The organism is Streptomyces sp. WMMB303 (genome assembly GCF_029351045.1).
Classification (GTDB): Bacteria; Actinomycetota; Actinomycetes; order Streptomycetales; family Streptomycetaceae; genus Streptomyces.
In genome coordinates, this window is record NZ_JARKIN010000001.1 from 3761598 (window position 1) to 3788376 (window position 26779).

A 26779-nucleotide genomic window follows, 5' to 3' on the forward strand; every position below is an offset into this window, starting at 1 on the left:
GCGCCTCAGCCCAGCTGCTCCTGGAGCGCCTCGCGGACGGCGTCGGGGCCGGGCGCCTCGGCGGCCCACGCCGCGTACCCGTCGGGGCGGACCAGGAGCGCGGTGCGACGACTGCTCGCCCAGTGCCGTACGGTCAGCGGGCCGGATTCCCCGGCAGCCGGGGGCGTCTCCGTTCTCGGGGCGATCAGGACGAACCGGCCGCCGCGCAGGGCCTCGTAGAGCCGGCCGCCGTCCGCGAGGCGCACGTCGGGGACCCGGCGGCCGGTGAGCCGGTGGGAGCCGCGTGGTGCCGGATAGCGGTAGGCGATACCGCTGATCCGTCCGGTGACCGCGCGGCGGGCCGGGCCGACGGTGTCGAGGACGGTGGCCAGGGCACCGCGCACGGCACGCGCCCAGGGAGTCTTCGCCATGGCGAGCCGGATGATTCCGCCGCTGCTGCGCAGGACGGAGGTGCCGACGGGGTGCCGTTCGGAGTGGTACGTGTCGAGCAGTGCGTCGGCGGCGTGCCCGGCCGCGACCCTGGCGAGCTTCCAGCCGAGGTTGGCGGCGTCCTGCAGCCCGGTGTTCATGCCCTGGCCTCCGGCGGGAGTGTGGACGTGGGCGGCGTCGCCGGCCAGGAAGACCCGGCCGACGCGGTAGGCGGGTGCCTGGCGCTCGTCGCTGTGGAAGCGGGACATCCAACGCGCATCGTACATCCCGAAGTCCCGCCCGAACGCACGACGGGTGACCTCCTTGACCTCGTCGAGTGTGACCGTCTCGCGATCGGGGACGGCCCGGCCGCGGTGCCATCCGATGACGCGGTGGTAGCCGTCACCGAACGGAGCGATGAACGCGAAGGCGTCACCGACGGCGTTGACGGTGAGGAGGGATTCGGGCTGCTCGGCCAGTCGCACGTCGGCCAGCACGACGGAGCTGATGACGGAGCGGCCGGGAAAGGGCAGCCCGACCGCCTCGCGTACGGCGCTGCGCATGCCGTCGGTGCCGACCACGTAGGAGGCTCGGAGGGTCCCGGATTCTGCGGCCGGTCCGCGTACATGGACGGCCACGCCGTCGGCGTCCTGGGTCAGACCGGTCAGTTCGGTCCCGTACCGGAAGTCGACGCCGGCGTCCGCGGCGCGCCGGTGCAGCAGCTTCTCGACCTCGTACTGCGGCAGGACCAACAGGTGGTTGAAGCGGCTCGGAAGGGTGCCCAGTCGGATGGTCAGCTTTCCGAAGAGGCGCAGCCGCTCCAGAGGCCGGCCGACGGCCTCCAGGTCGTCGGCGAGCGCCCGCGCGTCGAGAAGTTCGAGGGTGCGGGCGTGCAGGACGAAGGCGCGGGAGAGGTTGCTGATCCCCGCGCCGCGCTTCTCCAGCAGGGTCACCGGGACGCCCGCCGCGGCCAGGTCACCGGCGAGGAGCAGGCCGGTGTGACCGGCGCCGACGACGATCACCGGGCGGGCGCCGGGGGTGGTGCCGGATTCAGTCGTGCTGCTCATCAGGACCTCCTGGACTGCCGACGACGGCGCGGCCAACGCTCGTTGACCCCACAGCGGCAACACTAGGAGCCGCGAAAGGAAGCGTCAACGCTTGTTGGCCAACGAGCGTTGACATATGCTCGTGGACGTGACTCGAGCCAAGCCCCCCACCGCCGCCCCCGACGCCCCGCGGCGCTCCGCGACGACCCGCACCGCCATCCTCGAAGCCGCCCGCGAACGCTTCGCCGCCGACGGCTACGAGCGGGCGACGATCCGCGCCATCGCCCGGGACGCCGGTATCGATCCGTCGATGGTGATGCGCTATTACGGCAACAAGGAGGGGCTGTTCGCCGCCGCCGTCGCGGTGAACCTCGATCTGCCGGATCCGGGCGCGCTGCCGCACGAGCGCATCGGCCACACCCTGGTGGCGCACTTCCTCCGGATCTGGGAAGGCGACGGAGAGCTCACGGCGCTGCTCCGGGTCGGCGCGACCAACGAGGCGGGCGCGCAGCGCATGCAGCGCATCTTCCAGGAACAGCTCCTGCCCGTCGTCCGGCAGATCCACCCCGACCCGGAGCAGGCACCGGTACGGGCCGCACTGGTGGCCTCCCAGCTGCTGGGCCTCGGGCTGACCCGCTACGTGCTGCGGCTGCCACCGGCCGTGGCACTGGACCGGGAGGAGATCGTGGCGTGGCTGGGGCCCACCCTGCAGCGCTACCTGACCGCGGCCCACCCGTAGGCCGGCCGCCGGCGGGCCCCTTCGGAGCCCGTCCGTGGCGGGCACGTCCGTACCCGGACCGGCGGCGGGCAGCGGAGCGGTGACCTCGAGAATGCCGGGAGGCGCCGCCCCTCAGGCCGCTCCGGGCACGCTCCCGGAGACAGCGACTCCGGAGGCCGCCCCACCCGGCCGGCCGGCCACCGGCCCCCGGTCACCTGCCAGCACCTCGGCCGCGGCCACTCCCGAGGCGGCGCTGGCGCCGTGGGTGTAGATCTGCGCGGCGCCCTCGGCGGTGGCACCGGGCAGGCCCATCTCCACCACGACCGCGTCCGGGCGCGCGGCGGTGAGCGTGGCGGCCGCCCGGCTCATCCACGCGTGCCGCGCCGCGTCCCGGACCACCACGACCAGCGGTCGCCCCGCGGCGGGCGCCAGCGCGCAGCCGTCCAGCGTGACGGTGCGCTCCTGCAGTTCGTCGCCGCGCACCCGCACGGACGTCGTCCCCGGAAGCCGCTCCTGCAGCGGAGCCGCGACGCCCCACGGGGTCTGCGTGCCGACGGCCATGTTGGTGACCGGCACCAGCTCCACCACGTGCGGCGCGGCGCGCAGGGGCAGGCTCTCCCCGGCCGCGCCACCGAGCCGGACGGCACGGCGGGCGGCGACATGGCCGATGTCCCCACCCGCTCCCCGGGCGCTCGGGTCCGCACGCAGCCGAGTCGACCAGTCGGCGAACTCCGTGACCCGGGCCGCAGCTTCAGCCAGCCGCTCCTCGGACAGGCCACCGTCGGCGACGGCACCGGCCAGCGCGTCGACCAACTGCCCGACTGTGGCCTCCTCGGCGCTCTCCCCGCCGACGCAGACGGCATCCACCCCGGCCGCGACGGCCCGCACCGTGGCTCCCTGGATCCCGTAGCGCCGGGTGACGGCACCCATTTCGATGGCGTCGCTGACGATCAGGCCGTCGAAGCCCAGCTCCTGCCGCAGCAGTCCTTCGAGCACGGGCCGGCTGAGGGTGGCCGGGAGTTCGGAGTCGTAGGCGGGGACCAGCAGATGACCGCTCATGACCGCGCGGACACCGGCCCGGAGCGCCGCCCGGAACGGGGGCAGCGCCTGCGCGGCGATCTCGGCCGCGTCGGCACCGTAGGTGGGCAGCTCGTGGTGCGAGTCGGCGGCGACGTCACCGTGCCCGGGGAAGTGCTTGACGCAGGCGGCCACGCCGGAGGACTGGAGTCCGCGGATCCACCCGGCGGTGTGGCGGGAGACCAGTTCGGGGGCCGCGCCGAAGGACCGGACCCCGATGACGGGGTTGTCGGGGTTGGAGTTGACGTCCGCACTGGGCGCGTAGTCCAGGCTCACTCCGGCGGAGCGCAGTTGGCGGCCCAGGTCGGCGGCGACGGCCTCGGTCAGCTCCGGGTCGTCGACGGTGCCGAGGGCGAAGTTGCCCGGCCGGGTCGAGCCGGTCGCCCATTCCATCCTGGTGACGTCGCCCGCCTCCTCGTCGATGGCGACGACGAGTTCGGGGTTCTCCGCGCGGAGTCGGGCGGTCAGCCGGGCGACCTGGTCCGGAGAGGTGATGTTGCGGGAGAAGAGCACGACGGATGCCAGCCCGTCGCCGATCTCGCGCAGGATCCAGTCGGGCGCCTCGGTACCGACGAATCCCGGTTGCAGGACGGAGAGCGCGAGTCGGCGCAACGCGCTGCTGTGCTTCTTGGCGGACATCGACCGCGCCTTTCGGTGAGACCGGTACGTCGGCGACGGCAGGGAATGAGTTCCGCGCCGCCGATCATCTTGGTATAGACCAACGCTGTACGCCCAGATTAACCACACGCGTCAAGGAGTGCCCCGCACTTCGGAGGGCCGCACCCCCCGGCACCGCACAGCGCCGTACCACCACCGGGCGGCGGATCGGCGGGAGTTGACATTCGATTTGGTCTAGTCCAACTTTGGTGGGGCGCGAGCCAAAGGAGAGACACATGTGGCACGCGTTCCGTTTCGCGACGGAGCGCCCCGCACCGCTGCGCCTCCGGACCGCCGCAACGTGACCCGCCCGTGACCGGGGGACGGCCGCGGACGCCCGCAAGCCGCGACCGGCGACCGCCGCCGAGCGCCCCGTCGGCCCCGCCCTCCGCGCCGCGATCCGGCCGCGAACCGCACCCCTGACACCCGCCCGGTCACCTGCCACCGCACACCCACCGGACGTACGACCGCCGCCGCCCTCCCGGAGCGGCAGTGAGCACCTGGAGTACCACATGGCGACGTCGGACCCATACCTCCATCGAGCCGCATCGAACATCCCCTACTTCAGCGCGGACGGCGACACCTACCTGGCGCGGACGCCGCTGCGTGAACTCCGCAAGACCCGCCCCCTCCGGGTGCTGTCCGAGCAGGACTTCACCTTCTGGCAGACCTACGGGTACATCGTGGTCAAGCAGGCGATCCCCGCCACCGCCGCACGACGCCTGCTGGACTTCGCCTGGGAGTTCCAAGGACTCGACCCCGGCCGTCCGGAGACCTGGTACGGGGAGCGCGCGTTCCGTTCCGACCTGGAACGGGAGCTGCACATCTACGGGTTCGTCGAGGCGTACCACCACCAGCTGATCTGGGACAGCCGTCAGACCCAGCGGGTGTACGACGCCTTCGTCGACGTGTGGGACTGCGAGGAGCTGTGGGTCACCCTGGACCGGCTCAACCTCAACCCGCCCAACATCCGCAACCGTGACCGGTCTCTGATCGAGCACCGGGAACGGGGTTTCGACATCGAACTCCACTGGGACATCGACACCTCGCTCGGTGTGCCGCCGCAGCGGGTGCAGGGCATCATCGCGCTCAACGACACCGAACCGGCCCTGGGCGGCTTCCAGTGCTGCCCCGAGCTCTTCCGGCAGTTCGACCGCTGGAAGGCCCTGCAGCCGGAGGACCGCGACCCGATCCGGCCCGCGGTCGACCGGCGGGAGATGCCCGTGATGCGGCCCGAACTGGCGGCCGGGGACCTGCTGATCTGGAACGGACTGCTCGCGCACGGAGTCTCGCCCAACACCTCCGAACAGGGGGTGCGCGCGGTCCAGTACCTGTCGATGATGCCCGCGCTCGAGGGCCACCGCGGCCTGCGGGCGTCGCGGACCGACTCCTGGCGCCAGTTGAGCACCCCGGACTGGAACCCGACCCTGGTCGGCGACCCGGACCGGCACGAGTCCCTGCGGTACGGACCCGCCGAGCTCACCGGACTGGGCGCCAGGCTGCTGGGGCTGGAGTCCTGGCACGGTCCGGAACGCGGCACCGGCACCGGCACCGGCACCGGCACCGGCACCAGCGAAGGCATCGAGACCACCGCAGCCACCGGGGAAGAGACATGCGCCGTATCTGTCTGACCCTGCCCACCAACAGGCCCTGCACCGCGACGATCGCGGCCGTCGGCGCGGAGGCCGGCTACGCCGCCGCGCGCTTCGGCATCGAGGTCCGGCTGCTGATCCTCGACTCCTGCTCCGCAGCCGGGTACGCCGAGCACGCCGCGGCCGTACGGGACCTGCCGCCCTCGCCCGGAGTCACCGTCCACCACCTGGACGAGGCCCGGCAGGCCGACTTCCTCCGGCGGCTGACCGAGCGCAGCGGGCACGCAGAGCCCGCACTGCTGCGCGAACTGCTGCTGCCCGACGCCCTCTCCTACGGTGCCTGCACCGACCGCGCCTTCCTGCTCGCCGCCGCACTCGGCTGCGAGTCGGTGCACCGCAGGGACTCCGACAGCCGGTACCAGACCGTGAACGGCTCCCCCGTCTTCCCCGTGCACCAGGAGCTGATGTCGCTGGGCCGGCGGGCCGGTCACGCGGCGGCGCACGTGGCGGAGACCACGCTCCCGGCGGAGCACACCGGAAAGCGGATCGCCCTGGTGGGCGGCTCGTTCATCGGGGCGCCGTCGGTGGACCTCGGCGACATGCCGAGCACCGCCCCGGAGATCCACCACGAGGTCGTCAGCCTGTGGGCGCCGGCGCACTGGTCCGCGCGGCAGAAGCGGGAGCTGGTCCGGGAGTCGTTCCTGGGCGCCGGCACCCGGCCCTTCGAACGGGACCACTCACTGCTGACGCTGGTGGACCCGATGCGGGTGGACATGTGCAATGTCAGCTTCCACGGCGTGCACGAAAGGGTGCCGCTGCCGCCGGCCCGGGACACCATCGGCAGCGACTACTTCCTGCTTCACCTCGTCCGTCACGCCGAGCTGCCCGGTGTGCTGCACAACCGGAACATCATCAACTATCACACCACCGAACGGCGCACGGACCAGGGCTTTCTCGCCTACCAGCGGCGCTTCGCCAAGTTCCTGCTGTCGATGCTCTACTTCCACTCCCTCTACGAGGCGATGGCCCGCGCGGGGGACACACTGCTCGACAGCACCGGGCAGGTACGCGGCGCCGCGGTCGCCGAACTCATCGGTCGGAGCACCGCACTGGACCAGCGGGAGAACGTCCAGCGGCTCGACACACTCGAGACCTCCTACCGCAGGCTGGGCGGCCGCTACGCCACCTTCGCCGACCGGTTGGGCGCCGACCGGGAGCAGCTGCTGGACGAGGCGCGCGGCGACATCGCGGACTTCGCGCTGCTGACCGAGGCTTGGGGGGAACTGGTGGCCGCCGCCCGGCACACCCCGGTGCTCAGTGAGCCGGAGGTGAGCCGCCGATGAACACGGGCACCCCGGTTCGGCCCGGGCCGCACCTCCCGGCCGCCGTCGCTCCCGGTGCGCACCCGGCCGCTGCGCTCACCGCGGCGCTCGCCGCGGCGGACACCGACCGGATCGTCTTCGACCTGGCGGGCATCGAGCGCGGCTACGACGCGCTGTGCCGGGAACTGCCCGGCGTCCGGGTCCGGTTCGCGATGAAGGCGTGTCCGGTGGACGAGGTGCCGACCGTACTGGCACGCAGGGGCGCGGGGGTCGACGCCGCCGGACCGACCGGGCCGCGGCCGGCGCCGTCGAGCGCCCCCGTCGCCACGGGGGTGCTCGATGGCTGAGCCGGTGCGCTCGATGGCCGAGCCGGGGCGCCGCGAGGCCGCCGTCCGCATCCGCCCCATCGTGGACGGCGACTGGGACGTCATCGCGGCACTGGAACGGGACGCCTACGGCGGCATCGGCCTCTGCGAGGGGCGGGCCGCGCTGCAGACGCGGGCGAGCGCCTCGCCGGCCACCTGCTTCACGCTGGATCTCGGCCCGCGGACCGTCGGCTATGTGCTGGCGCTGCCCTACCCCGCCTTCCGCTATCCCGGCCTGGAGCGGGCGGCGGAGACGTCGTGCTCCGTCCCGTCGGCGGAGGGCAACCTCCATCTGCACGACATCGTCGTCGCCGGGCCGCTGCGCCGCAGAGGTCTGGCGCAACACCTCCTGCGCCATCTCGGGCGGCTCGCCCGGGCACGCGGGGACGAACGCATCTCGCTGGTCTCCGTCGGCGGCAGCGAAGGGTTCTGGTCGGCGCGGGGGTTCGTACCGCATCCGCGCATCGTTCCCGCAGGGAGCGGATACGGCGCCGGCGCGGTGTACATGTCCAAGCCGGTCCGCGCTCCCGGCGCCCCGTCCGTTCGGCGGAGCGCATCGCGCGGCCCGGCGATGCACCACGAGGTGAGTTGATGCACAGGTCCACCGCAGACGGTTCGTTCCTCCGGGCCCAGACGGCGATCGCGGCGCTGTTCTGCTCCCTGGGATTCCAGTACGCCACCTGGGCCGCGCGGATACCGGCGCTCAAGAGCGAACTCGACCTGACCGCCGCCCAGGTCGGCATGCTCCTGATGGCCGCCGGGATCGGTGCCGCGGTGTCCTTCCCCCTGGTGGCCGTGCTGATGAGGCGGCTGGGATCGCAGCGGCTCGCGCTGCTCTCCCAGTTGTGCCTGACCCTGCTGCTGGCAGCGCTGGCGGCGGCGCCCGACTACCCGTCCGCGCTGCTGGTGCTGTGCGTCGACGGGGTCCTCGTCGGGTGCCTCAACGTCGCGATGAACGCGCAGGGGGCGGCGCTGGAGGAGCGTTTCGAGCGCACCGCCATGGCGCGGCTGCACGCGGTCTTCAGCGGCGGGTCGCTGCTGGCGGCCCTGCTCGCCTCGACCATGACCGCGCTGACCCCGTCGGTGGGCACGCACTTCGTTGCCGCGGCGGCCGTCCTCCTGCTGCTGGGCGGATACGCGCGGACCGGGTTGCCGGCGGACGGCGGCAGCACCCCGGAGGCGGAGAAGCCCGGCCGCGGCCGGTGGGCGCTGCCGTCCCGGGTGACGCTGTGGATGTGCTGCGCCATGGTGTTCGGGACCGTCGCCGAAGGAGCCATGAACGACTGGTCCACGCTCTACCTGCGGGATGTCGCGGAGGCGGCGGCGGAGACCGCGCCACTGGGGATCGCCGTGGTCTCGGGGATGATGGTCTTGGCGCGGCTGTTCGCGGACGGCTGGCGCAATCGCTGGGGCGACCGGCGGGTCGTCCTCCTGGGCAGCGTCCTGGCGGGTGCCGGGCTCACCTGCGCCCTGGCGGCCGGTGGCGTGGTACCGGCCCTGGCGGGCTTCGCCTGCGTGGGCCTGGGCATCGCCGCGGTCACCCCCTGCGTGTACGCGGCCGCGGCCAGGGAGGGCTCGGACGCGCTGACGCTCGTCGCCGCCATGGGGACGACCGGGCTACTGGCCGGGCCGCCCCTGATCGGCTTCATCGCGAGCGCGAGCAGTCTGACCTGGGGCATGGCGACCGTCGCCGCCTCGGCTCTGGTGGTGTCGCTGTGCAGCACCCGGATCCGGTGGACCCCGCAGGTGACCGCCACGACCGGCTGAATCCCGCCGTACCGGACGCGCGGCCCACGCGGCCCCGGCGGCGCCCCGGGCGCCGGAGCCGTACCCACCGCGCTACCCGCCCGTGGGACGCAGCAGGAGCAGCGCGATGTCGTCGGTGCCCGGTACCTGCCGCGCCGAGGGGTCGGCGAGAGCGTCGGCGAGGGCGTCGAGGTCGGACTCGGTGGCCTCGGCGAGCCTGCGGGCCAGTGCGGCGGTGCACGCTCCGATGTCCGCCCCCGGGATCTCGACGAGCCCGTCGGTGTAGAGAGCCAGGACGGAGCCCGGTTCGAGCGGGACACGGATCGTGGGGTACGCGCTGTCCGGCTCGATGCCGAGCAGCAGTCCGGGCGGCAGGTCGAGGATCTCGGTACGGCCGTCCGGGTGGCGCAGCAGGGGCGGCGGATGTCCCGCCGTGGCCAGGCTGACCTCGTTCCGCGCCAGGTCGAGGTGCGCGTACAGGCAACTGGTGAACAAGCCGGTGTCCAGGTCGATGAGGAGCCGGTTGGTGCGGGCGAGGATCTCACCCGGCGGCGCACCGGCGGTCGCGTGGGTGTGGACGGCCGTGCGCACCTGTCCCATCAGCGCGGCCGCCGTGGTGTTGTGTCCCTGGACGTCGCCGATGGCGGCCGCGGCGCTGTCGGGGCCGCAGCGGACGAGGTCGTAGAAGTCGCCCCCGATGTCCATTCCGCGCCCGGCGGGCAGATAGCGGGCGGCGACCTCCAGCGACGGGATGTGGGCCAGGCTGTGCGGCAGGAGCCCCGTCTGCAGGCTGTGGGCCAGGCGCCGCTGGGTGTCGTAGAGCCGGGCACGGTCGAGCGCCTGGGCGATCAGGCCGGCCAGGGAGGTGAAGAGGGCACGCTCCGGAGAGGTGAAGGGATGGGGCTGGTCGTAGGCGAGTACAAGGGTGCCGATGGGGCTGCCGGACGCGGTCAGCGGCAGAAACGCCCAGGCGGCCATCCCGTCCTGCTGGGTGGTGTGGGCGTGGGTCCGCTCCAGGTCGGCGGCGCTCGCGAAGAAGGCCGGGACGCCGGAGGCCAGAGCGCGTGCCGCGGGCGCTCCGGAGGAGAGCGGCACCGCATCCGAACGCTCCATCGCCTCGGCCGGGAAGCCTCGGTGCCCGACGATGTGGAGGCGCCCCTCCTCGGCCGACATCAGGGCCATGGCGCCCGGGCCGAATGCGGGCACGAGCTGATCGGCGACGAGTTCCACGACATCGGTGACGCCCACTGCCTCACTGAGCACGGCGGCCAGATGGGTGAGGTGGTAGAGGGCGGTGGCGCCGCCCGGCGGACCGGTCTCGGCCGGGCCTCGGTCCGGCGGTTGGAGGGCCTGCTCGGTGGCGGCGGGTGTGATGTGCACGCTCACCCCGCCCTGGCCGGGGAACAGCCGGAAGGAGAGCCAGGTGTCGGGGGGACGCCGCGCGGTGAAGGTCGTGGGCTGCCGGGCGATCACCGCGGCCCGGTACCGGTCCTCGAACACCGGGTCGTGCAGCCAGGGCAGCGACTCCCAGGGGCGCGTGCCCAGCAGCGCCTCCGCATCGGCGCCCACCAGCGCTGCGGCCCCCGGGTTGAGGAAGACGATCCGGCCCTCCACGTTCAGCGAGCAGCAGCCGTCCGGGAAGCGTTCGAGGAACGCGAAGGCGGCCGCCGCCTCGTCGGGTCCGGGTTCGCGCGGCGGTCCCGGCTCGAGCAGCCGGGGTTCGTCCTGGGGCAGCAGCGGACGGCCGCTGTCGGCTGCCTGCCGCAGGACGCGGCTCGCGCTGCGGCAGCTGGCGCCGATGACATGGCGTTCGTGGGTGCTCAGCCGCGTCGGGTGGGCGGACGGCCACAGCAGCACGATGCCGCCGCGCGCCGACCCGGAGGTGAGGATGGGCGCGGCGGCCAGCCGGAAATCGTAGGGCAGCACCAGGCCGACTCTCGGATAGCGGCGGGCCATCTCCTCCTGGCTGGCGAGCCACACGATCCGCCGCTGACGCATCGCGACCGCCACCGGGATCGGGGCCTCCAGCGGCACCCGGGCCCACGGCGCGGCGATCCGTCGGGAGACCCCGACCACCACGGCGAGCCGGAGCACCCGCTCACCGGGCGGCAGCAGGTACAGCAACCCCATCGAGGCGCCGGTGGCAGCCATCGCCTCGGACATCACCGCGTCCAGCCGCCCCCAGCCGGATTCGTCGGATCCAGCGGACCGCACCGTATCGCTCACGCCGCTCCCGGAACTGGACGCAGGTAGCCAGGGACAGCCGGTGCGGCACGCTGTGCGCACCCGGCCGCCGCCTGACATTGTTCCGGTCCGGGCCCGCGCTCCGGTGGCGGCGCACCGACGGACGGCCAGGTGGCCCGCCCTCTATCAGGCGGACGCGCGTTCGACCCGCTGGTCCGCAGCAGCCGAGCGGGGGTGAGGAACCCGGCCCGGGCCCCGGGCTCCCGCAGGGCGGCTCGACGGCCCGGCCTCCCCTGCCTGCCCAACCGGGCGCCCTGCCCAGGGCCCCACAATTCCGGGCACCTCCGAGGAATCACCCCTGTTGCTTCCGGTGACTTCCGGGCAATACCGGGCTTGCTGTTTCAGCCGGGAACCAGTGAGCACGCGTACTGCTGTTCCACGCCAACACGGCGTGCCCCACGAACAGTTGGAGGATCACATGTATTCCCGGCCGAGACGCCGCACTCGACGCACGGTCACCCTGGCAGCCTCCGTACTGCTGGCCGGCGCCGTGACGGCACCGGCAGCCCAGGCCGCCCAGCCGAGCGGCGGAGGCGGGCCGCGGCACTGCACCCTCGACCTGAACACCGGCGCCGAACGCTGTTTCGCCGACTTCACCGCGGCCGTCGAGCACGCGAGCGGCGGACGCATCGACAACGCTCCCGCCTCCGCCCGCGCGGCGGCCCATGACAGCGGGTTCCGCGCCCGGGCCCGGTCGCTGGCAGCGGACAGCGACCGGCAGGCCGACGGCGTCATCCAGGGCACCTTCTTCGACGACGTCGACTTCGGCGGTGACTCGCTGACCATCACCGGCGAGAGCCTGTGCGAGAAGGACGGCTGGGTCGACTACCAGTACGACCTGCAGGACGCCTGGAAGAACCGCATCTCCTCGGTGCAGCCCTGGGGCAACTGCTGGCTCTGGCTCTACCCCGAGCCCGACCTCGGCGGCGACCGGGACGGACCGTTCAAGGAGAACACCGCGGACATCGGTTCATTCATGAACGACCGCACCCAGTCCATCGGCTTCAGCTGACGCCGAGGCGACGGGCGGTGCCCAGCACGCTCCGCCAGGTCCCGCAACGGCGTCGGCGCTCTTCCGCCCCTCCCCCACCATCCATGAGGAGAAGCCCCATGAACCAGCGCGTCAAATGGTCCGTCCTGCTCGCAGCCCTGGCGACCGCGGGCAGCGCCGCACTCGCCCCCGGCGTGGCGCAGGCCGACGACAATCCGCCGACCATCCGTGAACTGCTCGACAAGTGCGACAACGGCACCGACGTCTGCGTCTTCCATCCGGACGGGCCGCCCCGCGACTCGATGGGCGAGTCGCACCAGGTCGGCGACAGCGCCTTCAACTGCACCCAGGACCTGCAGCGCTCGACCGTCGGCTGGTCCGACACCACCGGTGAGAGCAACAGCGTGGGCGTGTCGCTGAGCGCGGAGTACGGTTTCGCCGAGGTGTTCAAGGTCAGCATCGAAACGAACTACCAGCACACTTGGGAGAGTTCCCACACCGAGACGGACCAGACGAACATCGACGTCCGGCCGGGTGAGGTCGGCTGGGTCACCCGCGAGGCGCAGCTGCAGACCGTCAGCGGGCAGTACGAGATGCACTTCCCCGACCGGTTCCACGGCCACTACATCTGGTACGTCCCCTTCGAGGCCACCGGCCCGAAACCGGACGCGCCCAGCACCAAGACCCAGCACACCCGCCAGATGACCGACGACGAGCGGGCCCAGCACTGCGGCTGACCGGCGCCTCCCCCGACCGGTCCCCCGGTACGCCGGACAGGGGGACCGGCCGGGGCCACTCGGGCGGCCGGCTGCCCGAGTGCCGTACCACAGCACGGGTGATCCCCGGCGAGGCTCTCCAGTGCCGGAGGCAGGGCGGGGTACGCCTGTGCCATGACCGATCCGGAACACTACGCGCTGGCCATGGCATCCCGATCCGCACCGTCCGGCGACCCGGCGCCGGCCCAGGAGCAGCAACCGGCAGCCTTCCGCACCGGCACCGGGCCGGACGAGGAGGCGCCCGCCCCGCAGCCCACGGCGTCTCCGTCCCGAGCCGACCCCCTCAACCCGCCGACGTAGCAGCGGAGGCGAACGCCAGCACCACGTTGTGGCCGCCGAAACCGCAGGAGTTGCTGAGGGCCAGCCCCACGGGCCGGGAACGCGCGGCCCTGTGCACGAGATCGAGTTCCCGGGCCCCGGGGTCGGCGCCGTGGAAGTTGGCGGTCGGCGGTACCGTTCCGTGCTGCACGGCCAGCACGGTCAGTGCCGCCTCCACGGCTCCGGCCGCGCCCATCATGTGCCCGGTGACCCCCTTGGTGGAGGTGATCGCGGGGCCACCGGCGAAGAGGGATTGCAGCACAGCCCCCTCGGTACGGTCGTTGAGCGGGGTTCCGGTGCCGTGGGCGTTGACGTGGTCGACATCCGCGCGGGCGGCACCGGCCCGGTCCAGCGCCTGCTCCGCCGCTCTCCGCAGTTGGCGGCCCGCCGGCTCCGGCGCCACGGTGTGGTGCGCGTCGGTCGACGAACCGTGCCCGGCGAGCAGGGCGCGGACGGGTGCACGCCGCGCCGCCGCGTCCGCGGCACGTTCCAGCACCAGCACTCCGGCGCCCTCGGCCAGGACGAAGCCGTCCCGCTCGGTGTCGAACGGGCGCGAGGCACCCGGCGGATCGCCGCTCCGGCGGGAGAGGGCCCCCGCCCGGGCGAAGGCCGTCGCGCACAGCGGGGTCACCATGGCGTCGCTGCCGCCGGCGACGGCGACGTCGCAGGCGTCTGCGTCCAGCAGCATGGCCGCGACGGCCAGCGCGGTCGCGCCCGAGGCGCAGGCGGTCGCGGCATGCAGTACCGGTCCGTGCGCTTCCAGGTCGATGGCGAGCCGGCCGGCTGCCATGTTCGGCAGGAAGGCGGGCAGGGTGAGCGGGGAGACCGCGCGGTGCCCGGTGGTGAGGAACCTGTGATGCTGCTCCTCGTAGGTGCCTACGCCGCCGGCCGCCGAGCCCAGGACCACCGCGATTCGTGCGCCGTCCCAGGCGCGCGGCTCCAAGGCGGCGTCCCGCACCGCCTCCCGGGCAGCCACCAGGGCGAACTGGGTGAACCTGTCGTCCCGCCAGGGCTGGGAGCCGCCCACGTGCCGGCGGGGGTCGAACCCTTCGACCCGGCACGAGAGTCCGACCGGCGCCCCGGCGAGTGCCGGATCCTCCGCCGCGGTGGCACGGCCCGAGCACACCCGCCGCCAGGTCTGCTCGGTGCCCAGGCCCGCCGGAGTCACCAGGCCCAGACCGGTCACCGCCACCGGACGGCCGGTGCCGCTCACTCCTGCGTCCCCTGCCCGGCGGGCCGCGACTCCCCGCTCTGCAGCTTCCGCACCAGTGCCGCGACGTCATCGGGTGTGGCCTCGCCGGTGACCGCGTCATCGGGCGGGCCGACAGCGTACTGTTCCTGGAGTGTGACCAGGAGTTCGGTGACGGCGAGGGAATCCAGGCCGAGTTCGGTCAGGGTCACGCCGGGCGCGATGCCCTCCGCGGGGATGTCGAACTTGTCGGTGAGCGCAGTGATCACTTGGTCGTGGACGGAGTCCATGGGTCTTCCTCCCGCTGTTGTCGGTTCTGTGGCCGGTTCGTCTCGTGTGGCAGGTCCGGGCCGTGGGGTGGCCGCTCCTCGGCCGAAGTGGCCGGTCCGGCCGGGGTGTCGGCACACGTCCGGGCTTCGGGCCAGGTCAGGGCGATCGACCCCCAGGTGAGTCCGCCTCCGAAGGCGGTCAGCAGGGTGGGGGCACCCGGCCGCACCACACCGCGGGCCGCGGTGTCGGCGAGGGCCAGTGCGACGGAGGCGGCCGCGGTGTTGCCGACGTCGCGGATGTTGCCGAAGCGGCACTCGGCCGCGACGCCGAGCCGGTCGCCGACCGTGTCCAGGATCCGCTGGTTGGCCTGGTGTCCGATGAACGCGCCGAGCGCCGATGCCGGCCAGTCCGCCCGCCGCAGGACGGTCCGGGACGACTCCGTCATCCGGCGCACCGCGTGCGCGTACACCTCCCTTCCCCGCATCCGCAGATACCGGTGGTCCCGCGGTGGCCGGTCCGAGGCGCCGGGCGCGGCGGAGCCGCCCGCGGCGATGGCGATCAGGTCGCTGCCGGCACCGTCCGCGCCCAGATCCCAGGCGAGCACCTCGCCCGGTTCCCCGCGCTCTCCGGCGCGCAGCAGCACCGCACCCGCGCCGTCGCCGAAGATGACGGCGGTGTCCCGGTCCCGGGGGTCGACGATGGTGGAGTAGGTCTCCGCGCCGATGACCAGGGGCCGTTCGCAGAACCCGGACCGGACCAGCCCGGTGGCCACGGTCAGCGCGTAGACGAACCCCGAGCAGACCGCAGCCAGGTCGAAGGCGGGAACGGGCCCCAGGGCCAGCCGGTGCGCCACCTCCGGAGCCGTCGCGGGACAGCGCCGGTCCGGTGTCGTCGTGGCCAGCAGCACCAGGTCGGGCGCGGCGCCGCCCGACGACTCCAGCGCGGCCCCTCCGGCGGCCGCTGCCAGGTCCCCGGTGGCGATGCCGGGGCCCGCGCGGCGGCGGCGCGCGATACCGGTGCGCGAGCGGATCCACTCGTCGCTGGTGGCGAGGTCCCCCTCGCGCGCCACGTCCGCGTTGCTCCGCTGCGCGGGGGGCAGCGAGGCACCGATACCGCACACCACACCGGCCCGCCCGTCGTGCGGGGGTGTCCTGGACGCCACCGGCTCACACCTCCGCGAAGGGGGAGGCGGGCTTGGGGATGCCGGCGAGACCGCCGTCCGGGACCGACAGTCCGCCGTCCAGCAGCAGCGCCTGCCCGGTCAGATAGGCGGCCGCGGGCGAGGCCAGGTACAGCGCGGCCCACGCGGCCTCCTGCGGTTCGGCCCAGCGGCCCATCGGCACGTGCGCCATCAGCCAGTCGGAGACCGCGGCGGTGCCCGAGGCGAACGAGGTCATGTCGGTGCGGGCCCACCCGGGGCACAGCGCGTTCACGCGGATGCCCTCGCGTGCCCACCCGACGGCCAGGCTGCGGGCCAGAGAGACCTGTCCGGCCTTGGTCGCCGCGTACGCCTCCATCATCGGGGTGCCCACGGCTCCGGCCACCGAGGACATCAGCACCAGAGAGGCCCGGCGGGACGCCTTGAGGTGCGGATGGGCGTGCCGGCACAGCGCGGCGGAGGCGTTGAGATTGACGGTCACCACGGCGTCCCAGTCCTCCTGCCGCGTGTGCTGCAGGGGCGCGACGTTCGGTGTACCGTCGGGGCCGCCGGGCAGGATGCCGGCGTTGTGGACGACGGCGTCGAGTCCGCCCAGCGCGTCGGCCGCCCGGTCGACCACGGCCCCGGCGGCGGACGGCTCCGAGAAGTCGGCGGGAGCCAGGGCGGCTGTCCGCCCGCGGCGTGCGACCTCGGCGGCGGTGTCCTCGAGCGCCGCCGAAGTACGCGCCGACAGCACCAGGTCGGCGCCCGCGTCGGCGAAGGCGAGCGCGACGGCCCGGCCGATTCCGCGCGACGCGCCGGTCACCAGGGCGCGGATGCCGTCGAGCCGGAACGCCTCGGCGGTGGTGAGGGTGGTGGTGTTCATCGTGGGCTCCGTTCCGTGGATTCCGGGGCGGGGGCGGTGCGGATGACGGGGGCGCCGCTCCAGGTGAGCAGCGCGCTGCCCCAGGTCATCCCGGCGCCGATGGTGGTGAGCAGGACGCGGCCGCCGCGCGGCAGGGCACCGTCGGCGGCCGTGGCGGCCAGCGCGTAGGGCGTCGAGGCGGCGCCGATGTTGCCGACCTCGTCCGCGACGATCGGGAGCCTGCCCGGCGGGATGCCCAGCGACGTGCCGACCGTGCGCAGCAGCCTGGGGTTGGGCTGGTGGGCGACGAAGGCGTCGATGTCCTCCATCCGCAGCCGGTTGCGGGCCAGGCCGTCGGCGACGAGGGCGGGGAACATCTCGGCGATGAAGTCCCGCACGGCGCGGCCGTCCATCCGGATGGTGTGCCGGCCCGCGGCGAGAGTGCCGGAGCTGGCGGGCGCCCGGCTCCCCCCTGCGGGGATCAGCACATGGTCGGCGAGGACGCCGTCGGAGCCGAGGTGGAAGTCGGCGAACCCCTCCCCCGCGGGAACCGGGCCCAGCACCGAGGCGGCGGCGCCGTCGGCGAACAGCACGGCGGTGGCCCGGTCGGCGGGGTCGAGGAACTTCGAGTACGCCTCGACCCCCACCACCGCCGCGTACCGGGAACAGGCGTCGGAGCGCAGGTGGTCGTGCGCGACCCGGACCGCGAACAGCCAGCCCGAGCAGGCCGCGCTGACATCGAGGGCGACCGCGTTGCGGGCCTTGGTGAGGGCCTGGACGCGGCAGGCGGTGGCGGGTCCCAGCTCGTCGGGGGTGGAGGTGGCCAGGATCAGGAGATCGAGCTGCTCGCTGTCGATGCCGGCCGCCGCCACGGCGGACCGTACCGCGGCAGCCGCCAGGTCGGAGGCGGCCTCGTCCGGGGCGGCCGCGTGCCGGTTGTGTACGCCGGTCCGTTCGGTGATCCAGCCGGGGCTGACTCCGGCCGACCGGGCGACCTCGTCGTTGGAGCGCCGCCCGGCGGGCAGATGGGTGCCCATGCCGAGCACGCCGATGGCGGGCGGCCGCGGGGCGGGCGCCGAGACGGCGCCGGGGGTGGGCAGGGTCGTGGTCACGGGTGTCCTCCGTCGGGGCGGTCGAGGGTGGCGTGGAGCGCGGCGGCGTAGTCGGGGTCGGTCAGCGGGGTGGGGGCGAGCGTCTCGGGCGGGGCGAGCGCTGTCGCCAGTTCGTCGATGTGCGGGGCGAGTCGCGCGCACTGCCGGTCCGCGGCCGCGTCCAGGGAGGCGGCCGTGCGGGCGGAGACGACGCCCGTCCACTGCAGCGGTCCGGCCAGGCGCAGCGCCTGTGTGGTGCCGTGGAGGGCGGTCAGGGTCCGCCGGGCCGGCTCGGAGCCGGCGCCGGTGGCCGCGGGGGCGGCCACCGCCTGTGCGGCGAGCCGGAGGGTGTGGACCTCGCCGAGCTGCCGGGCGCGCTCCAGCAGCGGGTTCCACAGGTCCATCCCCTCCAGTCCGCTGCCGCGGCCGTCCTTCAGCGCTGCCCGCAGTCCGGCCGCCAGGCGCTCTTCCAGGGCGGTGACGGTCCGGCACCACCAGGTGGGGTCGTCGGGGTCGGGCGGCGGGCGGGTGTCGGGGGGCGGTCCGTCGGCGGGATGCTCCTCGGCCAGGGCGCAGCCGACGTCGAGCAGCACGAGCCGGTTGTCGCCGCCCGCCGCGCCGAAGGAGTCCGCGAAGCCGCTGTATCCGCTGAGCCGGTTGGCGGCAAGGTAGCCCGCGACACCGCAGCGGCGGCGGCACTCCGCTGTGACGCGCGCCGCGCCGTCCACGGCGGACGCCTTCAGCGCGGACAGCCTGCGGTCGACGGCCGCCCAGGGGGTGAACGCCGCCTCCTCCGCTCCGTCGGCCTCGGCGGGGCGGCCGGCGGACCACCACGCCCGCGCGTCCTCCGCCTGTTGCCAGACGTCCAGCGCGGTGCTCGCCACGCGGTCGAGCGCGAACGCCTCCGCCAGTGCGCCCAATACCGCGCGCTGTTGGGTGCGGTAGTCCAGCACGGGTGCGCCCGGGGCGAGCCGGCCGTGCGAGCGCCGGTGCTGGGAGTGGCGCAGCGCGGCCACGGCGGACGCGCGGGCTGTGGCGGCGGCCGCGGTGGGTACGGTCGCCCACAGGCGGCGTCCGACATCCAGGGTGCGCCGCAGCGCCGCCCCGGGATCACCACCCGGGTCGTGCAGGACTCCGTCGCCGTCGATCGAGGCAGCCCCGCGCAGCCAGCGGTCGTAGGGCAGCCTGGCTCCCTCGAACCGCACCAGGGCGTACTCCAGCGGGAGGGCCTCGACACCGAGCGGTCCGCTGACCGTGACCCCGGGCGCGGTGCCCCGCTCGTCGCACAGGTCGGCGAGGAAGGGATGGACTCCGTGGCAGGTGCCGTCCACCCTCAGGCGGGCGCACACCACGGCGGACTGCGGCCTGCCCGGGACGCCGACCCCGGAGAACTTGGCGGCCCCGGCGTCCGGCGTGCGCAGGACGAACTCGCGGCGTTCCGGGTCGAAATCGGCTGTGGTGCGGAGCGCGAGGTGGCTGTTGGCATCGCCGATCTCGGTGACCAGGAAGACGCCTTTTCGGTGGCCGCTCTCCAGGGCTTCCACGGTCCGCGCGAGCTCCTTCGCGCCGAGTTGCTCCGTATCCGCCGCGCCCGCGACGGAGCCCAGGCAGAGGATGTGGTGGTTGACGACGGTCATGTACAGCGCCGGGTCCACCAGGACCGTGCAGGCGCTCAGCGCGGCCAGCCACTCCCGGTCCCGCAGCAGTTCGCGGGCGGGCGGCAGCACCGCCGCCAACCGCGTCAGCGCGTGGTGGGTCCGGTGGTTGCGGCTGGGCCCCTCGCCCGGTGCGTGAGGGCGCTGGGCTCCCAGGGCGTCCGCGATACGCCGGGCCTGCCGGGTACGCAGGGGGTCGCCGTCGTATCGGTGCGGGGGCGGCGAGCCCGTCGACGGTGTCACACGATCACCCCGTGCTGCTCGCGGCGGTTCGCGCCGGGCTCCTCGCTCCCGGCCGACCGTGCGTCGGGGCACCGGTTGAGCCGGTGCGGCCGCTCCCAGGGGAAGGCCGGTTCGGTGAGCGGGCTGCGCGCCGCGACCAGGTCGTGCCCGGCCAGGACCCGGCGGGCGTTGCGGGTGAGCGTCTGACCGGTACCGGCCTCCAGCAGCAGGGCCGGCCCCTGGGTCGCGGCCCGCTCCAGCACCGGGGGCAGCAGCACCGGGTGGGTCAGGCAGGCGGCGAGTCCCTGGTACGGGTCGTCCCCCCTGCTGTAGGGGCCACCGTGGACGGCCGAGTGCACGGGCGTGTGGGCCGGTCGGGACGGCAGGGTGCGGATCGCGGCCGCGAACCCCTCGGCGTACGAGCTCAGCGAGGGATGGTGGGAGGCGAAGGGCAGCCGGAGCCGGACCGCTGCCACTCCGTACCGCTCGGCGCACGCCTCGGCCTGCGAGAGCTCATGCGTCGGGCCACTCAGGACCGTCTCCTGCGGGTCGTTGACACAGGCCACGGACACCCGGCGGGACCCCGCCGCGTCGATCAGCTCCCGCGCCCGGTCCTCGCCGGCCGCGAGCAAGGTCATGCCGCCGCGGCAGCGGCTCAGATAGCGCGAGAGCCTGCAGGCGATCCGGGTCCCGTCGGGGATGTCGAAGACCCCCGCGGCGGTGAGCGCGGCGATCTCCCCGAAGCTCACGGCGACGATCCGCCGGGGTGCCGCGCCGATGGCGCACAGCGCCCGGTGGATCGTCATGGACGCTCCGAACAGTGCCACTTGCGGGGTGCCCACCGGGCCGGCCGCCAGGGTCCGGCCGCTGGGCGGTGTGCTGCCGAGCAGCGCGGGGCCCAGCGCGGGCACTCCGTAGCTGCCGCTGACCGCGTCGACCTGGGCGAACACCTCCTCGGCCGCGGCGCGGAGCACGGGGTGCGCGCGGACGGCCGACACCAGTGGTGAGACGGCGAAATCCCCCTGGCCCGGGAAGATATGAACGAAGTCGGGAGCGGCCGCGCCCCGGGCGGACAGCTCGGGTCGGTCGGATGCTGAGGGCATGGTGCTCTCTCTCTTTGCGCAGGGAGCTGTGTCCGCACGGCGGACAGGGACAGCCGGGTACGGTGGACGGTGGCGCCTCCGGGCACCGGATGAGGTCTTTCGCTCGGTGGTCTGCGGCGACGGACCAGTCGCCTGCGTGATGCGCACAGCCGGAAGAAGTCCGGGCGGTGCCGGTTTCTGGACGTTTCCTCGCGGACCCGCGGCGGCCGCACCCCGGGCTGGGCCGTTCCGTGAGAACCAGTCGTGACGTGCAGCGTTACGCCGCGCCTCGGCAACGTGTGACGACTGGTGTCAGGGGGAACGGCAACAGCTGACACACGGAAACCGCCGGGCCAGTGGCATCCCCGTGCGTACAGTCCGAAAAGCACTCCCGGTTGGTGCGGAGAGGTCTCCGCCTCGGGTATGTCTCCACCGAAACACAAGGACGGGCGCGGTGATAATCGGATCCGGTCATCGGGACGTGAACGCGTTGAAAGCCCCGGGCCCGCGTGACCGGGCGCCCCCCGCGGAACGGGACGGCCGGGCAGGAGCGAGCCAGGAGACGCCCATGGGCCGGTACCGGCCGAACCGCCATCTCGCCGCGCTGCTCGCCGAGTCCGGGTGGAGTGCGGGAGAACTCGCCCGGGCGGTGAACGCCCTGGGGACCAAGCACGGGCTGCGGCTGCGCTACGACCGGACCGCTGTGGCCCACTGGCTGGACGGGTCCAGGCCGCGCGCACCGGTTCCCGGCCTGGTGGCGCAGGTGTTCGGCAGCCGCCTCGGACGCGCCGTACACATCGGCGAGACGGGACTGGGCACGGCGGCAGCCGCGGTCGCGCCCGGCACGGGGCTGCAGGCGGACGACCCGGTGGAGCGTCTGCAGGCGCTGTGCGAGGCGGACGCGGATCCGGCCCGCAGGCTCGCGCTCGACCGGGAGCTGTTCACCGCCGCCGATGTGCGGCTGCCCGTCTGGCCACCGCCGCCGAGCGGCACCCGAACCGGGACGTCCGCCGCGCGGGACCGCGCACCGCGTCCCGACACGCGCCTGGCCGACCTGGTCGCCGTCTTCACCGAGCTGACGGAGAAGTACGGCGGCGCGCATGCGCGTTCCGCACTGGGCGCCTACATCGCCAAAGAGGTGGTCCCCCGTCTGGTGACCACACCCGGCGGCGGCGCGGCTGCTCCGGCGGTGCTGGCCGGCAGTGCGTGCCTGATGCATCTGCTGGGCACGATGGCCGCCGACGCGGGGCTGCCCAACCTCGGACACCACTGCCACCTCGCCGCACTCGGCCTCGCCCACCGGGCCGGCGACCGGAACGTCTACGCCATCACCCTGCGCACCATGGCGGTGCTGGCCCTGCGGCTGGACGACATGGCGCACGCACACCAGTGGTCGCGGATCGCCCTGGAGGTGGCGTCCTTCGCCGCGACCCCCCATGTACGGACCTATCTGTACGCCGGGCGGGCGCTGGTACGGGCCGCCCACGGTGAGCGGGAGGAGGCGCTGGCCGACCTGCTGGCCGCGGAGCGCTCCTACGCCGCCGAACCGGGCGGCGACGACGACGCGCCGGGCCCCTGGACGCGGTACGCGCCGGAAGCCTTCCACTACCAGCGGGGCGAGGTGCTGCTGTCGCTGGGCGACCGCGCGGCGGCCGTCCGGGCGTTCGAGGATTCCCTGGCCGCGCGCCCGCCGGACCACCACATCGCACGCGTCCTCACCCACGCCCAGTTGGCCGAGACCCTGCTGCCGCTGGGCGAGCTGGAGAGGGCGCTGAACCGGTGCCGGGAACTCTTCGCGCACTACCCGTACACCTCCTCACGGCGCGCCACCGCCTCGCTGACCTCGCTGCACCGGTCGCTGGCCCCCTACCGGCGACACCCGCAGGTCCGCGAGGTCCGCGACCGCATCTCACGCCTGACCCGGCCGACCGCGGAGGGCACCGGGTGAGGTCCGCGCCGTGCGGTGGCCGACAGCGATGTGGGGCCCGGCCCGGTCACGGGACTCCGCCGGCCGTCCGCGCGAGGATGGCGGCCATGGACAGCGGCGGCCCGGACAGCGGGCGGCAGGCGACGGCGGAGACGGTGCGCGTCATCGTCATCGGGGTCGGCAACACCTTCCGCGGGGACGACGGCGCCGGGCCGGCGGCCGTCGCCCGGCTGCGGGCCCGAATGCCCCCCGACGGGACGGCGGCAGGCGTGCGCACGGTGTGCTGCGACGGCGATCCGGTACGCCTGGTCGACCTGTGGACGGATGCCGCACTCGCGGTCGTGGTGGACGCGGCACGCGCCGAACCGGCGTGCCCGGGGCGCATCCACCGACTGGAGCCGGGCGCGACGTGGCCGGTGCGCACCACCAGCAGTCACGGACTCGGTCTGGGATACGCCGTGGCGCTGGCCCATGCGCTCGGAAGGCTGCCCGGGCGGCTGGTGGTCTACGCGGTCGAAGCAGCGGACGGCTCGCCGGGCGAGGGGCTGACCCCCGCGGTGGCCGCGGCCCTCGACCCGCTCGTGCGGCGGATCCGCGCGGAGATCTCCCACGCGGGCGCGGCGCTGCCGGTCGAGCAACGCCACTGATCCCGCGCACCTCGCGGGAGGTGATGGAGACCGCCGGGCACGGCAGGGGAGCCACCGGCGGTGGAAGCGGCACGCGGGCGCACCCTGCGCCGCGCCCGGCGCGTCCGCGTGCGGGAGGGGCGAGCCGTGGTCAGGCTGGGGGCAGCACATCCACCGAACGGCAGGAGCAGCGATGGCCGCCGCGCCGGCACCCACGGAGACCGAGGACACGCGCTGCGTGCTGGACCGAGAGGGCATCGACGCCCTGGTGCGGAAGCTGCGGGCCGACGGGCGCACCGTCGTCGGACCCACCGTGCGGGACAGCGCCATCGTGCTGGACGAACTCGCCGGTGCCCAGGAGTTGCCCTGGGGATGGGGAGTGGAGCTGGAGGCGGGCCACTACCGGATCGTGCGCCGGAGCGACGGTGCGGCGTTCGCCCACAGCGCGGGGCCGCAGTCCTGGAAGAACTTCCTCCACCCCGAGCGGGTGCGGCAGTGGACGGCCGACCGGGGAGAGGACGGCGCGATGACGGTCCGGGAGGAACCTCTCTCGCCCGTCTCCTACGCGTTCCTGGGGGTGCGACCCTGCGATCTGAGCGCCGTGCGGATCCAGGACCGGGTGATGACCGGCGGCCGGCACCGGGACGAGACCTACCGGGAACGCCGCACGGGCGCGTTCCTGATCGTCGTGGAGTGCACCGAACCGGGCGCCACCTGCTTCTGCGTCTCCATGGGCACCGGGCCCGCCGCCCACCCCGGCTACGATCTGGCGCTGACCGAGGTGGTGGACGCGGCGGGCCACCGCTTCCTGGCCCGCGCCGGGACGCCGGAGGGCGCGGAACTGCTGCGGCGGCTGCCGCACCGCCCGGCCGACGACGCGACGAGCAGTGCGGCGCGGCGCGGCGTCGAGGACGCCGCGGGGCGGATGGGCCGCACGATGCCCCCGGCGAGTCTGCGGGAGCTGATGGCGGGCAGTCTGGACGCCGCGCGCTGGGACGATGTCGCCGCGCGCTGCCTCACCTGCGGCAACTGCACGATGGCCTGCCCCACCTGCTTCTGCACCACCAGCGAGGACGTGACCGACCTGACGGGAGATCACGCCGAGCGCTGGCGGCGCTGGGAGTCCTGCTACGACCTGGACTTCTCCCATCTTCCGGGCGGCTCGGTCCGCGCCTCGTCGCGCAGCCGCTACCGGCAGTGGCTCACGCACAAGCTCGGGACGTGGTGGGACCAGTTCGGCAGCTCGGGGTGTGTGGGATGCGGCCGCTGCATCGTCTGGTGCCCGGTCGGCATCGACATCACCGAGGAGGCGCACGCTCTGCACCAGGAGCGGCTGCAGCGGCAGGACGGACGAGAGGAGGGTGCGCGGTGAGGCACGCCGGGGTACTGGCCGCGCTGCGCGAGGGCCCCCGCGCGCGCCTGCTGGCCCTGGGTCGCGAAGTGTCCTTCGGCGCCGGGACACGGATCTTCGAGGAGGGCGAGCGGGCCGACCGGTTCTGGATCATCCGCAACGGCACCGTGAGCCTCGACATCCACGTCCCCGGCGGCCCCGCGGCCGTGGTCGACACGCTGGGCCCGGAGCGGCTGCTGGGCTGGTCGTGGCTGTGCCCGCCGCACCAGTGGCACCTGGGCGCCGAGGCCGTCGGGCGGGTGCGTGCCTGGGAGTTCGACGCGGCGGAGGTGCTCTCGCTGTGCGAGGGCGACCACGAGCTCGACCACGAACTGCTCCGCTATGTGGTGGAGGTGATCGGCCGGCGGCTGCGCGCCGCGCGTACCCGGCTGCTCGACCTCTACGGCCCTTACGGAAGTGGACCGCAGCCGTGACCGCGGTCCCCCTCCCCTACCGCGTGGTGGACAACCGGGCCGAGAGCGCCGACACCCGGACCCTCGTGCTGGAACCGGTCGGGGAGACGCTGACGGGCTTCAGGCCGGGCCGGTTCGCGATGCTCTACGCCTTCGGGGTCGGCGAGATCCCGGTGTCGGTCGCGGGGCTGCGGGACGGTGTGCTCAGCCACACCGTCCGGGGCGTCGGTGCGGTCTCCCGGGCCCTGTGCGCGGTGCGGCCCGGCGAGCAGGTAGGGGTGCGCGGCCCGTTCGGTACGGAGTGGGACCTGCCGTCGGCGGGCGGGGACCTGCTGGTGGTGGCGGGCGGCATCGGTCTGGCACCGCTGCGGCCGTTGGTGCGGGCCGCGCTGGCCGCGCCTCAGGCGCACGGCAGGCTGAACGTCCTGATCGGCGCCCGCACTCCGCACGACCTGCTGTACCGGGACGAGCTGGCCGGCTGGGGGCAGCCGTACTGCGGCGTGACGGTGGACCGTCCGGCCCCGGGCTGGGAGGGCGAGGTGGGAGTGGTGACCGCACTGCTCGACCAGGCGTCCTTCACCCCGGGGGACACGACCGCCTTCCTCTGCGGCCCGGAGGTCATGATCCGGGCCACCGCCCGTGAACTGCGGCACCGCGGCGTGCCCGCGCACCGGATCCGGGTCTCCCTCGAACGGAACATGCACTGCGCCACAGGTCACTGCGGCCACTGCCAGCTCGGGCCGCTGCTGCTGTGCCGGGACGGCCCGGTGGTCGGGTACGACCGGGCGGAGCCCCTCCTCGCCGTACGGGAGCTGTGAGATGACCGGGTCCGACCGTCCACGCCTGGGTGTCTTCAAGTTCGCCTCCTGCGACGGCTGCCAACTGACTCTGCTGGACTGCGAGGAGGAATTGCTCCCCCTGGCGGCCGAGCTGGAGGTCGCGCACTTCGCCGAGGCGTCGAGCGACATCCGGCCGGGCCCCTATCAGCTCTCGCTGGTCGAGGGCTCGGTCTCCACTCCCGAGCATCTCGAGCGCGTCCGCCGCATCCGCGCCGAGTCCCGCCACCTGGTGACCATCGGCGCGTGCGCGACGGCGGGAGGCATCCAGGCCCTGCGCAACTCCGCGGACGGCGACGCCTTCCGTGCGACGGTCTACGCGGAGCCCGAATACATCGAGAGCCTCGCCACGTCCACGCCCATCTCGGCGCATGTGCCGGTCGACTTCGAACTGCGCGGGTGCCCGATCGACCGGGGGCAGCTCCTGGAGGTCATCACCTCCTTTCTGGCCGGCCGCCGACCGGACATCCCCGATCACAGCGTGTGCTTCGCCTGCAAGCGCCGCGGCACCACCTGCCTGCCCGTCGCGCGCGGCATCCCCTGCCTGGGGCCGGTGACCCACGCCGGGTGCGGTGCCCTGTGCCCGGCCTACGGACGCGGCTGCTACGGGTGCTTCGGGCCGTCCGCCTCCACGAACATGCCCGCCATGATCCCGTTGCTGCGCAGCGACGGGATGAGCGACGAGGACATCGTGCGCTTCCTGCACACCTACAACGTCGAGGACTTCGCCGCGCTCGAACCGCCCGGCGTGCTGGACGAGGACGACTGAGCGGTCGTCCCGCCACCTGACAGTCGGCCTTCCGGCCACGTGCCTG

General features: G+C 74.0%; 24 protein-coding genes and 1 pseudogene. 15 read left to right on the forward strand and 10 right to left on the reverse strand.

Translation table 11 applies throughout. The features are described from left to right. Positions 1-5: 5 nt before the first annotated feature. On the reverse strand, positions 6-1475 hold the full coding sequence (locus tag P2424_RS16730; RefSeq protein ID WP_276476534.1) for an FAD-dependent monooxygenase: 1470 nt from the start codon (positions 1473-1475) through the stop codon (positions 6-8). Positions 1476-1590: 115 nt separating this feature from the next. On the opposite strand from P2424_RS16730, the gene P2424_RS16735 reads away from it, so the two are divergent. Further along, entirely contained in the window at positions 1591-2193 is a 603-nt protein-coding gene (locus P2424_RS16735; protein ID WP_276476535.1) for a TetR family transcriptional regulator, read from the forward strand. 111 nt (positions 2194-2304) lie between these two features. On the opposite strand, the gene P2424_RS16740 is transcribed toward P2424_RS16735, so the two are convergent. Then, entirely contained in the window at positions 2305-3888 is a 1584-nt protein-coding gene (locus P2424_RS16740) for a glycoside hydrolase family 3 N-terminal domain-containing protein (RefSeq protein WP_276476536.1), read from the reverse strand. 530 nt (positions 3889-4418) lie between these two features. Here P2424_RS16740 and P2424_RS16745 point away from each other — a divergent pair. The 5 genes and pseudogenes from P2424_RS16745 to P2424_RS16765 all read left to right on the forward strand — a co-directional run bounded on the left by P2424_RS16745 (position 4419) and on the right by P2424_RS16765 (position 8952). Next, positions 4419-5537 carry a phytanoyl-CoA dioxygenase family protein gene (locus P2424_RS16745; RefSeq protein ID WP_276476537.1) on the forward strand — a complete coding sequence of 373 codons (1119 nt, stop codon included), beginning with the start codon at positions 4419-4421 and terminating at the stop codon, positions 5535-5537. Beyond that, positions 5519-6841: a DUF6271 family protein gene (locus P2424_RS16750; protein WP_276476538.1), complete on the forward strand. Its 1323-nt coding sequence runs from the start codon at positions 5519-5521 to the stop codon at positions 6839-6841. Before P2424_RS16745 ends, P2424_RS16750 begins: the two co-directional genes overlap by 19 nt. Further along, positions 6838-7107: pseudogene (locus P2424_RS16755) on the forward strand (type III PLP-dependent enzyme); the annotation flags it as partial. The gene P2424_RS16750 and the pseudogene P2424_RS16755, both read left to right, overlap by 4 nt. Before the next feature lie 52 nt (positions 7108-7159). Continuing rightward, positions 7160-7777 carry a GNAT family N-acetyltransferase gene (locus tag P2424_RS16760; RefSeq protein WP_276476539.1) on the forward strand — a complete coding sequence of 206 codons (618 nt, stop codon included), beginning with the start codon at positions 7160-7162 and terminating at the stop codon, positions 7775-7777. Further along, positions 7777-8952 (forward strand): MFS transporter, encoded by a 1176-nt coding sequence (locus P2424_RS16765; protein WP_276476540.1) that lies wholly within the window; start codon positions 7777-7779, stop codon positions 8950-8952. The genes P2424_RS16760 and P2424_RS16765 overlap by 1 nt, the downstream gene beginning before the upstream one ends. A gap of 72 nt (positions 8953-9024) precedes the next feature. On the opposite strand, the gene P2424_RS16770 is transcribed toward P2424_RS16765, so the two are convergent. After that, complete coding sequence (locus P2424_RS16770; RefSeq protein ID WP_276479004.1) at positions 9025-11094, reverse strand: SpoIIE family protein phosphatase; 2070 nt, start codon at positions 11092-11094, stop codon at positions 9025-9027. Positions 11095-11593: 499 nt separating this feature from the next. Between P2424_RS16770 and P2424_RS16775 the strand changes: the two genes are divergently transcribed. The 3 genes from P2424_RS16775 (at position 11594) to P2424_RS16785 (ending at position 13242) form a co-directional block, all read left to right on the forward strand. Then, positions 11594-12187 (forward strand): hypothetical protein, encoded by a 594-nt coding sequence (locus tag P2424_RS16775; RefSeq protein ID WP_276476541.1) that lies wholly within the window; start codon positions 11594-11596, stop codon positions 12185-12187. A 98-nt stretch (positions 12188-12285) separates the two neighbouring features. Continuing rightward, positions 12286-12903 (forward strand): hypothetical protein, encoded by a 618-nt coding sequence (locus P2424_RS16780; protein ID WP_276476542.1) that lies wholly within the window; start codon positions 12286-12288, stop codon positions 12901-12903. Positions 12904-13056: 153 nt separating this feature from the next. Further along, the gene (locus P2424_RS16785; RefSeq protein ID WP_276476543.1) at positions 13057-13242 is read left to right on the forward strand and encodes a hypothetical protein; all 186 of its coding nucleotides are present in this window, start codon (positions 13057-13059) and stop codon (positions 13240-13242) included. Here P2424_RS16785 and P2424_RS16790 read toward each other — a convergent pair. From P2424_RS16790 to P2424_RS16820, 7 genes are read right to left on the reverse strand one after another with little or no spacing between them, the layout of a single operon-like run. Further along, positions 13226-14473: a beta-ketoacyl-[acyl-carrier-protein] synthase family protein gene (locus P2424_RS16790; protein WP_276476544.1), complete on the reverse strand. Its 1248-nt coding sequence runs from the start codon at positions 14471-14473 to the stop codon at positions 13226-13228. The two genes, P2424_RS16785 and P2424_RS16790, sit on opposite strands and share 17 nt — an antisense overlap. After that, positions 14470-14739 (reverse strand): acyl carrier protein, encoded by a 270-nt coding sequence (locus P2424_RS16795; protein ID WP_276476545.1) that lies wholly within the window; start codon positions 14737-14739, stop codon positions 14470-14472. Before P2424_RS16795 ends, P2424_RS16790 begins: the two co-directional genes overlap by 4 nt. Next, positions 14715-15881, reverse strand: a complete 1167-nt coding sequence (locus P2424_RS16800; RefSeq protein ID WP_276476546.1) for a beta-ketoacyl-ACP synthase 3 — start codon at positions 15879-15881, stop codon at positions 14715-14717. The genes P2424_RS16795 and P2424_RS16800 overlap by 25 nt, the downstream gene beginning before the upstream one ends. Before the next feature lie 4 nt (positions 15882-15885). Beyond that, on the reverse strand, positions 15886-16743 hold the full coding sequence (locus P2424_RS16805) for an SDR family NAD(P)-dependent oxidoreductase (RefSeq protein ID WP_276476547.1): 858 nt from the start codon (positions 16741-16743) through the stop codon (positions 15886-15888). Next, positions 16740-17834: a ketoacyl-ACP synthase III gene (locus tag P2424_RS16810; protein WP_276476548.1), complete on the reverse strand. Its 1095-nt coding sequence runs from the start codon at positions 17832-17834 to the stop codon at positions 16740-16742. The genes P2424_RS16805 and P2424_RS16810 overlap by 4 nt, the downstream gene beginning before the upstream one ends. Continuing rightward, positions 17831-19711, reverse strand: a complete 1881-nt coding sequence (locus P2424_RS16815) for a hypothetical protein (protein WP_276476549.1) — start codon at positions 19709-19711, stop codon at positions 17831-17833. Before P2424_RS16815 ends, P2424_RS16810 begins: the two co-directional genes overlap by 4 nt. Beyond that, positions 19708-20793: an acyltransferase domain-containing protein gene (locus P2424_RS16820; protein WP_276476550.1), complete on the reverse strand. Its 1086-nt coding sequence runs from the start codon at positions 20791-20793 to the stop codon at positions 19708-19710. The genes P2424_RS16815 and P2424_RS16820 overlap by 4 nt, the downstream gene beginning before the upstream one ends. A 547-nt stretch (positions 20794-21340) precedes the next feature. Here P2424_RS16820 and P2424_RS16825 point away from each other — a divergent pair. The 6 genes from P2424_RS16825 (at position 21341) to P2424_RS16850 (ending at position 26733) form a co-directional block, all read left to right on the forward strand. After that, positions 21341-22720 carry a hypothetical protein gene (locus tag P2424_RS16825; RefSeq protein WP_276476551.1) on the forward strand — a complete coding sequence of 460 codons (1380 nt, stop codon included), beginning with the start codon at positions 21341-21343 and terminating at the stop codon, positions 22718-22720. Between the two features lie 86 nt (positions 22721-22806). Beyond that, on the forward strand, positions 22807-23346 hold the full coding sequence (locus P2424_RS16830) for a hydrogenase maturation protease (protein WP_276476552.1): 540 nt from the start codon (positions 22807-22809) through the stop codon (positions 23344-23346). 172 nt (positions 23347-23518) lie between these two features. After that, on the forward strand, positions 23519-24697 hold the full coding sequence (locus tag P2424_RS16835; protein ID WP_276476553.1) for a 4Fe-4S dicluster domain-containing protein: 1179 nt from the start codon (positions 23519-23521) through the stop codon (positions 24695-24697). Continuing rightward, entirely contained in the window at positions 24694-25149 is a 456-nt protein-coding gene (locus P2424_RS16840) for a cyclic nucleotide-binding domain-containing protein (protein ID WP_276476554.1), read from the forward strand. Before P2424_RS16835 ends, P2424_RS16840 begins: the two co-directional genes overlap by 4 nt. Beyond that, positions 25146-25946: an FAD/NAD(P)-binding protein gene (locus tag P2424_RS16845; RefSeq protein WP_276476555.1), complete on the forward strand. Its 801-nt coding sequence runs from the start codon at positions 25146-25148 to the stop codon at positions 25944-25946. Before P2424_RS16840 ends, P2424_RS16845 begins: the two co-directional genes overlap by 4 nt. A gap of 1 nt (position 25947) precedes the next feature. Beyond that, positions 25948-26733 (forward strand): oxidoreductase, encoded by a 786-nt coding sequence (locus P2424_RS16850; protein WP_276476556.1) that lies wholly within the window; start codon positions 25948-25950, stop codon positions 26731-26733. The last annotated feature ends 46 nt before the right edge of the window (positions 26734-26779 follow it).

Bases quoted from the DNA above. Each gene is read 5' to 3' on its own strand.
- P2424_RS16850 (WP_276476556.1), top strand. From the start codon at position 25,948: ATGACCGGGTCCGACCGTCCACGCCTGGGTGTCTTCAAGTTCGCCTCC.
- P2424_RS16825 (WP_276476551.1), top strand. From the start codon at position 21,341: ATGGGCCGGTACCGGCCGAACCGCCATCTCGCCGCGCTGCTCGCCGAG.
- P2424_RS16795 (WP_276476545.1), bottom strand. From the start codon at position 14,739: ATGGACTCCGTCCACGACCAAGTGATCACTGCGCTCACCGACAAGTTC.
- P2424_RS16760 (WP_276476539.1), top strand. From the start codon at position 7,160: ATGGCTGAGCCGGTGCGCTCGATGGCCGAGCCGGGGCGCCGCGAGGCC.
- P2424_RS16740 (WP_276476536.1), bottom strand. From the start codon at position 3,888: ATGTCCGCCAAGAAGCACAGCAGCGCGTTGCGCCGACTCGCGCTCTCC.
- P2424_RS16775 (WP_276476541.1), top strand. From the start codon at position 11,594: ATGTATTCCCGGCCGAGACGCCGCACTCGACGCACGGTCACCCTGGCA.
- P2424_RS16730 (WP_276476534.1), bottom strand. From the start codon at position 1,475: ATGAGCAGCACGACTGAATCCGGCACCACCCCCGGCGCCCGCCCGGTG.
- P2424_RS16830 (WP_276476552.1), top strand. From the start codon at position 22,807: ATGGACAGCGGCGGCCCGGACAGCGGGCGGCAGGCGACGGCGGAGACG.
- P2424_RS16745 (WP_276476537.1), top strand. From the start codon at position 4,419: ATGGCGACGTCGGACCCATACCTCCATCGAGCCGCATCGAACATCCCC.
- P2424_RS16805 (WP_276476547.1), bottom strand. From the start codon at position 16,743: ATGAACACCACCACCCTCACCACCGCCGAGGCGTTCCGGCTCGACGGC.
- P2424_RS16835 (WP_276476553.1), top strand. From the start codon at position 23,519: ATGGCCGCCGCGCCGGCACCCACGGAGACCGAGGACACGCGCTGCGTG.
- P2424_RS16735 (WP_276476535.1), top strand. From the start codon at position 1,591: ATGCTCGTGGACGTGACTCGAGCCAAGCCCCCCACCGCCGCCCCCGAC.
- P2424_RS16770 (WP_276479004.1), bottom strand. From the start codon at position 11,094: ATGTCCGAGGCGATGGCTGCCACCGGCGCCTCGATGGGGTTGCTGTAC.
- P2424_RS16785 (WP_276476543.1), top strand. From the start codon at position 13,057: ATGACCGATCCGGAACACTACGCGCTGGCCATGGCATCCCGATCCGCA.
- P2424_RS16750 (WP_276476538.1), top strand. From the start codon at position 5,519: ATGCGCCGTATCTGTCTGACCCTGCCCACCAACAGGCCCTGCACCGCG.
- P2424_RS16820 (WP_276476550.1), bottom strand. From the start codon at position 20,793: ATGCCCTCAGCATCCGACCGACCCGAGCTGTCCGCCCGGGGCGCGGCC.
- P2424_RS16765 (WP_276476540.1), top strand. From the start codon at position 7,777: ATGCACAGGTCCACCGCAGACGGTTCGTTCCTCCGGGCCCAGACGGCG.
- P2424_RS16780 (WP_276476542.1), top strand. From the start codon at position 12,286: ATGAACCAGCGCGTCAAATGGTCCGTCCTGCTCGCAGCCCTGGCGACC.